Source organism: Flectobacillus sp. BAB-3569 (assembly GCF_002270355.1).
GTDB lineage: Bacteria > Bacteroidota > Bacteroidia > Cytophagales > Spirosomataceae > Flectobacillus > Flectobacillus roseus.
In genome coordinates, this window is the sequence record NZ_NJFZ01000022.1 from 1 (window position 1) to 12,078 (window position 12,078).

The 12,078-nt window shown below is 36.2% G+C and carries 5 protein-coding genes and 1 rRNA gene; 5 read left to right on the plus strand and 1 reads right to left on the minus strand.

What is annotated here, in order from left to right; genetic code table 11:
* Positions 1-74: 74 nt before the first annotated feature.
* Positions 75-186: ribosomal RNA gene (gene rrf / locus BWI92_RS19960) — 5S ribosomal RNA — on the plus strand.
* Positions 187-620: 434 nt separating this feature from the next.
* On the plus strand, positions 621-1,904 hold the full coding sequence (locus BWI92_RS19965) for a hypothetical protein (RefSeq protein ID WP_095166111.1): 1,284 nt from the start codon (positions 621-623) through the stop codon (positions 1,902-1,904).
* A 35-nt stretch (positions 1,905-1,939) separates the two neighbouring features.
* On the opposite strand, the gene BWI92_RS19970 is transcribed toward BWI92_RS19965, so the two are convergent.
* Positions 1,940-5,812 carry an SNF2-related protein gene (locus BWI92_RS19970; protein WP_095166113.1) on the minus strand — a complete coding sequence of 1,291 codons (3,873 nt, stop codon included), beginning with the start codon at positions 5,810-5,812 and terminating at the stop codon, positions 1,940-1,942.
* A 155-nt stretch (positions 5,813-5,967) separates the two neighbouring features.
* Here BWI92_RS19970 and BWI92_RS19975 point away from each other — a divergent pair, with 155 nt between their 5' ends.
* The 3 genes from BWI92_RS19975 to BWI92_RS19985 all read left to right on the plus strand — a co-directional run bounded on the left by BWI92_RS19975 (position 5,968) and on the right by BWI92_RS19985 (position 11,881).
* Positions 5,968-8,067, plus strand: a complete 2,100-nt coding sequence (locus BWI92_RS19975) for a ComEC/Rec2 family competence protein (protein WP_176464491.1) — start codon at positions 5,968-5,970, stop codon at positions 8,065-8,067.
* A 157-nt stretch (positions 8,068-8,224) separates the two neighbouring features.
* A complete protein-coding gene (locus BWI92_RS19980; protein ID WP_095166117.1) occupies positions 8,225-10,801 on the plus strand; it encodes a zinc-dependent metalloprotease in 2,577 nt (858 codons plus the stop codon).
* A 171-nt stretch (positions 10,802-10,972) separates the two neighbouring features.
* On the plus strand, positions 10,973-11,881 hold the full coding sequence (locus BWI92_RS19985) for a DUF72 domain-containing protein (RefSeq protein WP_095166119.1): 909 nt from the start codon (positions 10,973-10,975) through the stop codon (positions 11,879-11,881).
* Positions 11,882-12,078: the final 197 nt, after the last annotated feature.

The window sequence follows — 12,078 nt, forward strand, 5'->3', positions numbered from 1 at the left end:
TCTTACTTGTTCAACATCTTTCACGATATACGTCAAACGGACATAAGACATAGAGAAGTAATTCTCGCAGGTTTTATGGAGCCGATAGGACTGGTGTTCACCTCTTCCCATCTCGAACAGAGTAGTTAAGCCCAGTACCGTTGATGATACTGCAATCAAATGCGGGAAAGTAAAAAAGCTCCAAAATATTACAAAGACAGAAGCCACTCCAAAAGAGTGGCTTTTTTGTTTTACAAGGCTCAGTACCGTTGAGGATACTGCAGGCTACGCGCTGAGAACTCAGTGTCCCAGACTGTGCGTCCCAATCATGCAGAGAAAAGCCATAAAATATTACAAAGAAATGTTAGCGACCTCGATAGGGTGGCTTTTTTGTTTTACAAGGCTCAGTATTGAGGATACGATACTTTAAACAAAGCACTATAAACAAATAGATGAGAATAATGTCCTACAACATCTTACCTTATCACTAAGACTTTGTGTTTATAATATTTGATTTTGCTATTTGAGTATTTTGAAGGATAGAATAAAATTTTGACATATAGCTCTTATCTATTGATTTTGTCACTTTACTATATTAATTTAAAGTATAAATTCAATTGTAAATAGCTTTTCTACATTTTATGAAAAATCTACTCCAAATACTTTTGCTAAGTATCTATTGTACTTCTGCTATAGCCCAAATAAATTTATCTGGTGCTGGATATTCTCAGGACTTTAATCAATTGGCTTCAGGATTACCTCAAGGATGGTCTGTGAGAACTGGTGCTAGTGTGAATAGTCTAGGCAATGATGTTTCAGGTGATTTTGTAGCTACGCCTACTCCAACAGTTATTGGAGCAAATGGAACATACTGGAAGAATACCACGGCAAAATTTAAAAACTTTGCCTCCTTCAAAAGTTCATTAATCGGAAACTATGTGCAGCAAGCAAGTGAGACTGATAGAGCCTTAGGCGTAAGACAAAGCTCAACATTGGGAGATCCGGGTGCTGCGTTTGTACTTTGTATTGCTAATACACAAGCATTCCAAAATTTTCAATTATCATTTGATTTACAGTCTTTAGATGATACTAATGGCGAAAGACAAACAATATGGTCAGTTGATTATGGCATAGGAGATAACCCATCTGCTTTTTCAACTATATCAACAGGGCATACAACTGGAGCAAATCAGGTTTTTAGTAATCGTATAAACACTACTCTTCCTGCATCTGTTAATAATCAAAACCAAAAAATATGGATTAGAATAGTAGCACTCTCAGCTTCAACGAATCCATTAAATGCCCCAAGTCCGACGCGAACATCATCTGCTATTGATAATTTTAGCCTCTCCTATCAACTTATGCCAACTCCTATTACGCTGAGTAGTTTTACAGGAGAAGTCTTGTCAAATCAAGTAACGCAATTAAAATGGACAACTATTGAGGAGTTGAACAATGCATATTTCTCTATTGAACGATCTAATAATATGCTTGATTTTAGAGAAATAGCTAGGGTAATTTCTCAGGGAAACTCAAAATCAGAGAAGTTATATAGTCTGCTGGATAAACAGCCAGAAATGGGCTTAAATTACTATAGACTTTGTCAGATTGATAATGACTCGACTAAAGCCTGTTTTAAGCCTATTGCGCTGAAAACAGCGTGGGTTGACGCAGGACAACAGGTTAGTATATATCCATCCTTATTTTCAAAAAATCAGCCTTTATTACTAACTTGGATACGAGAAGAGACACCCTATATTGAGATTTATACAATAAATGGAACTTCAGTAGCTTATGAAATACAACAAGATGGGGGTAAAAATTACGTTATTCGATTGAAAGAAGATACCTTTAAGGGTTTAGCTATTGTTTCAGTATGGTGGAATACTACCAATATATTGACCCAGAAGATATTAATTGAATAAAATAAGAAAAGCTGGATAAACCAGCTTTTCATGTATTAAGAGAATAAATCGATGATATCGTCTTGAGATAGTTTTTTCAAGAAACCTTCCTCTGTACTAATTAAATCTTTAACCAAATCCTTTTTCTTTTCTTGTAGTAAAAGAATCTTTTCTTCAATGGTATCCTTACAAATCATTCGATAGGCAAATACATTTTTCTTTTGTCCGATACGGTGTGTACGGTCGATTGCTTGTTGCTCAACGGCTGGATTCCACCACGGGTCAATTAAATAAACGTAGTCTGCCTCAGTAAGGTTGATACCCACGCCACCTGCTTTGAGACTCATTAAGAACACACGACAGTTTTCGTCTTCTTGGAAACGATTTACACGATCTTCTCTATCTTGGGTTTTACCATCAAGATATTCGTATGAGATATGATGTTTTTCAAGATGTTCTCTGATTAAATCTAACATTTTGAGGAATTGACTAAAAATCAAAATTTTATGATTTCCAGCGTTCTCCTCTATCTCCCTTACAATTTCATCTAATTTAGCCGAATTATTTTCAAGTGGTATTTCTGTGTTAATTAATGCAGGACTATCACAAATTTGACGTAGTTTCAGTAAACCTTCAAGAATCAAGAATGAAGCTTTTTCTTTACCATCTGTAGCCATTTTTTCTACTAGCTTCTGACGGTATTCTTCTCGATAAGAATCATATACTTTTCTCTGCTTTTTATCCATTTCACAGAAAATAATACTTTCAGTTTTTTCTGGTAAATCTTTAGCTACTTCCTCTTTAGTTCTTTTTAAAACAAAAGGATAAACAATTTTGCGCAAGTGTGCGGCCTGTATTTTATCTTGTCCTTTGTCGATAGGTGTGGCAAATTCTGATTTGAAAAACTCTTGACTACCTAATAAGCCAGGGTTGATAAACTCCATTTGAGAGAATAAATCAAATGTATTATTCTCGACAGGAGTACCTGTCATGACAAGTCGATTTTGAGCGTTTAGCTGTTTAACCGCCTTTGAAATCAAAGAATCTGGATTTTTGATAGCTTGGGACTCATCCAAAACAACATAGTTGAATGGAAATGATTTGAATAGCTCAATATCCGAACGAACCATACCGTAGGTTGTTAGAATAATATCATACTCGTGCCAATGGTGATTGTTTTTTTGACGAGTACCGCCACGATGTACAAAAAGCTTCAAGTCTGGGCAAAACTTACTTGCTTCAGCTTGCCAGTTGAAGATTAGAGTAGTTGGCAGAATAACAAGGTTTGTGGTGTCCTTATGACGATTTTGTTGTTCTTGTAAAAAAGTCAACATCTGTAAAGTCTTACCAAGACCCATATCGTCGGCTAGAATACCACCCCATTTGAACTCATCAAGAAAGGAAAGCCATTTGTATCCTTCGAGCTGATAGTCACGTAAGGTCGCTTTTACGTTGTGAGGAACAGCCACATTTGGAAGTTGCTTGAAATTGAGTAATTTTTGCTTTTTCTCAAATAATTCCTGTTGAATAGCAAAATTATCAATATCTGCACCCAGTTCATCCAGAAGTGAAAAGTGGAGTTTTGAGACTTGAAGGTTTTCTCCTTTAATTTTACCCAACTTAAAGATATGCTCATATTTCATTAGCCATTCTTCTGGTAAAATCCCTAAAGTTCCATCTTTGAGTTCTACATAATTCTGTTTTTTCAAAACAGCTTTTTGAATTTCTTTAAGAGAAACGGTCTGATCGCCGAATACCACCTCAATTTTCATGTCAAACCAATCAATTCCTGAGCTGGTTTTGACAAAAAAAGTAGCCTTATTCGGATTGTATTTGAATTTCTTTAATTCTTGAGTACCAAATATCTTGATATTCTCTTTCTTCATTTCTTCGAAGAAATTAAATAACCAATCATTCTTTAGTACTTCGTTGAAACTTAAGTGAAAAAATGAATATTGCCCTTGCGATTGAAATTCAGCATGCAATTTCTGAATCTTCTCAAAGATTTCTTTTTCTAGAACAGCATTTCGCTCTTGTATGAGTATATCCCCATTATGATAATCGAGACGACTAGATTTGTGGTCGTACGTAAATTCGTATAGGATAGGTTCTTTTTTGGGCACTATAGCTTTTTTAGAACCACGTTTTGGGGGTACGATTTCAACAACAGGCTCTTCGGGTAAAATTTGAGAATAAACAAATCTTGGAACAAAAAGAAGATTATTGTCTTCTTCTTTCAACATTAGTTTGGCTTCGATAAACTGCAACTCTTCCTTTTGGATATGCTCCTGAAGGTTTACTTCTAAATCAAATTTCTGACTTAAAGGAATAATGAAATCGTGAACAAAGCCTTCAAAGTCCTCTTTTTTTACCTTAATTACCCCTTGGTTGTCGAGATAATGTAAAAGATTGGCAATTTCGGGTGATGCTACTTTATGTAACTGTTCTCCGTATTCACGTATCCAAAAGCTATTGAGATTAAGTAATGAAGCTAGTCGAATGCGTTTTTTGAGAATACGTGTGTAGCCTTCTAATATAATAAATTCAGCATCTTGGCGAAGAGTAAAAAACGGGATCACCCTTTCGCTGGATAACGTGATTGGAGTTAATTCGTGGTGCGAATTGAAATAAGGAGAGCTTGCTAGAAAAACATTTTTACCCTGTAATAAGTGAAATACTTTGTCTAGTTGCTTGCTCATATACTCCTCAATAATTGGTAGAGTATCTGCCGAAACTTGTTCACGGTCAAGATAATCGTGGAAGTAATTGAGACGTATTTCTTTTCTTTTAGCAAAAGATTGAATACCATCAGCATTGATGCTATTGATGGTATGAATTACCTGTAAATCTTCGTCAGAGAGTTGTGGGAAATCTTTGAACTGAGCAGAGTCGAAAGACTTAAAGCCTGACATTTTGCCTTGACCGTTGATTTTGCAGGAATGCACCTCAAATTGAACATCGTTGAGATATTTGGCCTCTTTGAAATGAACCACATAGATAATCTCACGAGTTTCCTGAAGGTTAGTTTCGTCGGTATTGATTTGAAAAGCATACTCTTCTGGACGGAAAATCTTATTGTTGATGATACGCCAGTTCTGATAAGAGCTAATTTTCTGAATGCTTTTGTCTAACTTAACTAATGCTACAGAGCCATCTTGATTGATTTTGAAGTCAAATTTTCCCTTCAAATCATCTTCTAAACTGAAGCCGTATTCTTGAAGAAGTTTATTTTTTTCGGAAGTATAATCACGCATTTTGTCAAATGGATTATACGTACCGTATTTTTCTCGAATAGCTAAAATAGCTTGAAGTTTATGCACACAAAGCTGCGCGTCGATAGAGGCGTGGCAAGAACAAGAGGTAAAAATTTCTTGATTAAAACGTAGACGTTCAACTTTTACATGAAATGTTTCTTGTTTGTTGGATACATCTACTTCAGCAACACCATTGAGTGCATGGGTGATATTTACCTGAAATAGGTTATCATTACGTTTTTTCCAGTCCTCTTCCTGTACCAATTGTTTAAGCGACCAATCATCGAAGGAGCCAATTTTTAGGATATGTTGGGCTGTAATAAACTTTGGTTTTGCAGCAGTTGTAGAAACTTTTGACGAGGTTGGGTTCGTTTTGATATATTCCTTTAAAGATAAAAGAGCAGCTACACGGTGTTTGCAGATACCCCCCCAATCATATTCGCAGTTACACTTAGTTCGAATAATTGAGCCATTCCAATTTTTGATGTCAACTTGATAGAGTTTTGGTCCTGACTCGCTTTTTACTTGATATTTAGCTTCACCATCGCCTTCCAATTGGATGCTTTCGAGCTTACAAGCTTTGCTTTGAAATAACTGTACTCCTTTATTATGAACTTTAGGTAACGAATTCCCTTTTAAGAACTTATCTAATTTATCGCTAATCACTGAAGACATTTATCGTGCGTGTATTTTGATTAATCCGCAAAGATACGGATATTAGATATGGTAATTCTGGAAAATTTCGAAAAATCCAGAAAATATTCAAATCTTATTGATTTTCAATGAGTTTTGTTACCAATGAGATTTTACACCAAATCATATTTATAGTCATGACACCTTTTGCACGCTTCCCTTTTTTGAGGTATGTAATATGCCTTATTGTTGGAATTTTATTGGCTCCCTATTTTGCTGGCTACTGGTTTGGACTTTTGATTAGTCTGACGAGCCTTTTCGTCTTGTACTTTTTTGCTTACCTAAAACTCCCAAAGTATCTAACAGGATTGTTGGGCTTGTTGATGATGATTAGCGTAGGAATCTTGGTGGTTGATATAAAAAGAGAAATCCTTCTCAAAAATCATTATTCTGACTTTACCGATACAAAAGCGGTTCATTTAGTAGAAATCGTAGAAATGGTAGAAGAAAAAACTAATTCTTGGAAGGCAATTGCCGAAGTAAAAGAGGTGATTAAAAATGATACAATATATTCAAGTCATGGCAAAATTTTATTATATGTCGATAAAAAAGCAGAAAGAAAGCCAGAGTTGAGAGAAAAATATTGGTTGGTTAATCACCTTCAAAAGATTGAGGCTCCCAAAAATCCTTATGAATTCGATTTCCAAAGATACATGGCCTTGCAAGAAATCTTCGACCAACAGTATGTCAGAAAAGGTGATTTTGTATATGCTGGCAAAACTGAACATAAAAGTGTGTATTGTTATGCGATGCTGTTGAATCGCTATGCAGATAGGGCAGTGGTGAAGTCCATTCCCAAAAAATCTGTACATGGTGTAGTTAATGCTATGGTTTTGGGCGTAAGAGACGAATTGGATTCGCCTTTGATGCAAGCCTATTCGGCAGCAGGCGCTATACATGTACTGTCGGTGTCGGGGATGCACGTCGGTATTATTTATCAAGTGCTGGTTATATTATTAGGCTTTATTAAAAAAAGAAAAAGCCGATGGGGACAAACTACTTTCGTTCTTGTGGTGTTGAGCTTGCTTTGGTTTTATGCTTTCTTGACAGGACTTTCATCTCCTGTATTACGCTCGACATTGATGTTCTCGATGGTCTTGATTGCGGAGTTTATCCACAAAAAACAAAACACCTATAATACGGTAGCATTCTCTGCTTTTGTATTGCTTTTATGGAATCCTAATTTCATTTTTCAGGTTGGGTTTCAGCTTTCCTATTTGGCAGTTTTGGGAATGTTATTTTTTCAACCTTTATTAGTTAAATTGTGGATAACTGATATCCACAGAGGTTTTCATGTAAGAATATTATACTGGTTTTGGGAACTGACTTGTGTGTCGATCGCTGCTCAATTGGCTACTTTTCCACTGACAGTATATTACTTTCATCAATTTCCCTTATACTTCTTATTAGCCAATCCTTTTGTAATAATCTTTTCTACTTTAGTGCTTTGTGTAGGTTTGTTTTTTATTGTTATATATCCTGTTTTTCAGTTATTTAAGATAAATTTTGTTCTTGATTATCTAGCTAAGTTTTTAGAGTTTTTGACAGACTTATTAAATTATTCGGCCAAAATAACAGAGAAATTACCTCACTCGATGATGCAATTTTTACACTTTTCAAAATTAGAAGTAGGCTTAATTTTTGCACTGTTGATAACTTTTTCTGCATTGTGGATAACTAGGTCATTTGTGTGGATAAAAAGTAGCGTTTTATTGCTAATTATATTGATACTTCTGCAAGTTGAAGAACAAATTAATATTAGTGTGCAAAAGCAATTAGTTATCCACAGTATCCCGAAAGGGCACGCTATAAGTGTGCTTGATGGCACAAACGCATTGATTATTGGTGATAGTAGCTTTATCGAGAATAAGAAAGAAATGGGCTTTAGGTTAAGTAATTATTTCTCAGAAAGGGGAGTGAAGGACACCTTGAGTGAAAGTTTGTTAAAAACGAATGCTATTCGAGAACTAACTTATCAACAATACAAATTGCTATATATCCCTTACAGACTTAATAAGCAGAAAGTCGTATCAAGCACCACATTTGACTGGATAATTATAGGTAACAAAGCAATCAAAAAACTAGAGGATTTAGATGGCTTAAAGTATAAAGCCTTGATTTTGGATGGTTCTTGTTCAGAATATTATGCACAAAAGATTTTGAAACAATCTGAGCAATGGGGAGTTAAAGCAGAGTATCTACGACAAACAGGTGCCAAAGTTTTGTTTGTAAAATAAAAGCTTTGGTCAATGATACCTTACCCCATGTCGAAAAACTGTTACCATTCATCACAAGCTGTTTTTAAATTCGTGTATTAAAATCTATTTTCGTTATTGGATTATTTCTAAAACCCATACTAAAGTAAGTTTATTAACTCAAACACAACTATTCAACATGCTAAAAAATGCTACTAAAATTTCCTTAGCTGTGTTGTCGCTTAGTGTTGCATTAAATGCTCAAGCACAAGACAAAAAAGGAGATTCAAAAGCTCCAGCTGCTACGCCAGCAGCGGCGGCAGCCCCTAAAGCAGATGCGCCTAAACCAGGTCCAAAGCCATATAAGGAGGTTATTACTGATAAAGCAAAAACTTCAAAAGGTTTGTTTACTGTTCATAAAATTGAAGATAAATATTTCTTCGAGATTCCAGACTCTTTGATGGGTCGCGAAATTATGACGATAACGCGCGTTTCTAAATCTGCTACAGTACCAGGTTCGGTAGGTTTGCCAGCTTATGGTGGTGAATTGCTAAACCGTCAGGTTATTCGTTTTGAGAAAGGACCAGATAATAAGGTTTTCTTGCGTGGGGTTCAGTATATCAATGTGTCGGCTGATTCAACACAACCAATTTACAAAGCTGTTCGCAACTCAAACGTTGATCCAATTGCTCAGGCATTTGAAGTAAAAGCTTTCAAAAAGGATTCTATTTCAAAATCTACTAATACGGTAATTGATGTTTCGGATTTCTTCAAAAGCGAAAACCAAATTATCTCTTTGCCTCCTACGATTAAGTCGGCTTATAAATTGACTACTTTGGCTCCTGATCGTACATACTTGACTTCTATTAAAACATATCCTATCAATACCGAAATTAGAGCGGTTCGTACTTATAATGGTGCGCCTTCTATGCCTGGTGCTCCAAGTGCAATGCCTTCGATTTCTTTGCCTTCGGTAGCTACAACGGGTGTGATGACAATGGAAGTGAATACGTCAATGATTTTGTTGCCAAAAGTACCAATGAAGAAACGTAACTTCGACCCTCGTGTTGGTTTCTTCGCAAATGGTTACACTGTTTTTGATGAAAACTCACAAAGAACAGAAGATCAGACTTTTGCTGTTCGCTGGAGATTAGAGCCTAAAAATGCTGAAGATGCTGCAAAACAAAAGAGAGGTGAAATAATTGAGCCTAAAAAACCAATCATTTATTATATCGACCCAGCTACTCCTGCAAAATGGAGAAAATACTTGAAAGCTGGTATCGATGATTGGCAAAAAGCATTTGAAGCCGCTGGTTGGAAAAATGCAATTCGTGGTGAAATCTTGGCAGACAACGACACTACCATTAGCCTTGAAGACGCTCGCTATTCGGCAGTTCGTTATTTTGCTTCTGATATTGAAAATGCTTACGGTCCAAACGTTCATGACCCACGTTCAGGTGAAATTTTGGAAAGTCATATCGGTTGGTACCACAACGTAATGAAGTTGTTGAAAAAATGGTATATGACTCAAGCAGCTGCCGTAGATCCTCGTGCTCGTAAAAGCAAATTTGATGATGAGTTGATGGGCGATTTGATTCGTTTTGTATCATCTCACGAGGTTGGTCACACTTTGGGCTTGCGTCACAATTATGGTTCAAGCAGCACAGTTCCTGTAGAGAAACTTCGTGATCCAAAATGGATTGCTGAGCACGGGCACACGCCTTCGATAATGGACTATGCTCGTTTTAACTACGTTGCACAACCAGAAGATGGTGTAAAAGATTTGTATCCAAGAATTGGAGAATATGATATTTGGGCAATCAAATGGGGGTACCAAACATTAGACGGTGCTACTGCTGAAGACGACCAAAAGACTTTGAGCAAAGAGTATATTCAAGAAATAGCGAAGAATCCAAGAATTTGGTTCGGTACAGAAACTAACCCTTACGATCCACGCTCACAAAGCGAATGTTTGGGTGACAACAATATGCTGGCGAGTGAATACGGTATCAAAAACTTGAAGCGTATTGTACCAAACTTGATTGATTGGACAAAAGAAGAAGCTCAAGATTATGATATGTTGGCTGAATCATATAATGAAATCGTTACACAGTATCGTCGTTATATTGGTCATGTTGTGAAAAATGTTGGTGGTATTTTTGAAACACCAAAATCAGCAGATCAAACAGGCGTTGTGTATGAGCCAACACCAAAAGCTACGCAGAAAGAAGCTATTACTTGGTTGAACAAGTATGTATTTGATACACCAACTTGGTTATTGGAAGAGAAAATTATTGCTCGTATTCGCCCAGACCAAGGTTTGGATGCTATCTCAAGAATTCAAGATGCTGCATTGTCAAGCATTTTTGCAATCGACCGTTTACAACGTTTGGTAGAAACGCAAGCAAAATATCCAACAGCTTATGGTATCGACGAAATGTTGACAGATGTAAAATCAAATGTTTTTGCAGAGCTTAAAACTAAAAAAGCAACAGATAGCTTCCGTCGTAACTTGCAGAAAAGCTATGTTGAGAAATTAATTGCTACAGCTAATGCTTCTGGTGCTTCTATGTCTGGTGGTTTCTCTTTCAGAGGTACTGTAGTTCCTCCAGCAGTTGACCCTCGTAAAACTGATATTGTATCGGTAAGCCGTGGACATTTGTTGGCATTGAAAGATGAAGTAAAAGCTAGCTTGCCATTGATTCAAGACAAAATGACTAAGTATCATTTACAAGATATTTTGTTCAGAATTGAAAAAGGCTTAGATCCAAAATAATCAATAGCCAAAATGCACAGAGGCATATTCTGTAGATACATCGTATGAAATGCTTCTGTGTTTAAACTATTGAGTACAATGAATTCACGAAAATCCCACTAGCAATAGTGGGATTTTTGCTTTATATGGTAACTTTATTGCGGAATAAGATAGAGAAAATCAATTAATGAAATGGACTTTGGAAAACTTTCGAAATTTGATGTAGGGCGTGTCGATTTTACTCTCTTACAAGATAATACCTTTAATTTGGAGGTATTAGATGGAACACAAAAGACAAAACCTAAAGTCTGGATAGGATGTCCCATTTGGGCTAATAAAGAATGGAATGGGAAAATATATCCTTTTACTGCCAAAAATCAAGATTACCTTTCTTTATATGCCAAGCAATTCAACACAATTGAATTGAATGTGACGCACTACCAAATACCCAATGAAGAAACTATTCAGCGCTGGGTTACCGAAACAGGAAATGACTTTTTGTTTTGCCCAAAATTCCCGCAGGTGATTTCGCATGATAAACAGCTCCAAAATGCACAAGAACTAAGTCAGTTGTTTTGTAATAGTATTTTGTCGTTAGGCGATAGGTTAGGTTCGAGCTTTTTGCAATTGGCTCCACAATTTGGTCCAAGACAATTACCCATTTTAGAGAAATATATTCAAACGATACCCCAGCAATTAAAATTCTCGGTGGAATTCCGAAATGAAGATTGGTTTAAAAATCCAACTATTTGGCAAAATACCCTTCAAATGCTCAAATCCTATCAAGTTGGAACAGTCATAACCGACGTAGCTGGACGACGTGATGTTTGTCATCAGAGCCTGAGCACCACTACTGCAATGATTCGTTGGGTTGGCAATGAGCATCCTTCTGATTATAAACGAATAGATGAGTGGGTACAAAGAATCAAACAATGGTTGGATACTGGCTTAGAAGAATTATACATTTTTGTACATATCTGTGAAAATACCATTGCGCCCGAAATGGCGAATTATTGGATTCAGGAGCTAAATTTGCATTGTAATTTGGCGATTAATCCTCCCAAATTTTTACCCAAAATAGAACAAATGAGCTTGTTTTAAGGATGATATAAATGCTTGAATCGCAGATAAATGCAAAAATAGATAGATAATACTTGGTGTTTGTATATTCTTCGTCTAACTTTGCGCCATGAACAGCACAATTACACATCATCATCACCACTTAATTTCCTAAACGGGAATGGGCTGATGCGTGTTTGTGCCATTTTGAAGAATTGAATTATTCAAAATATACAAAA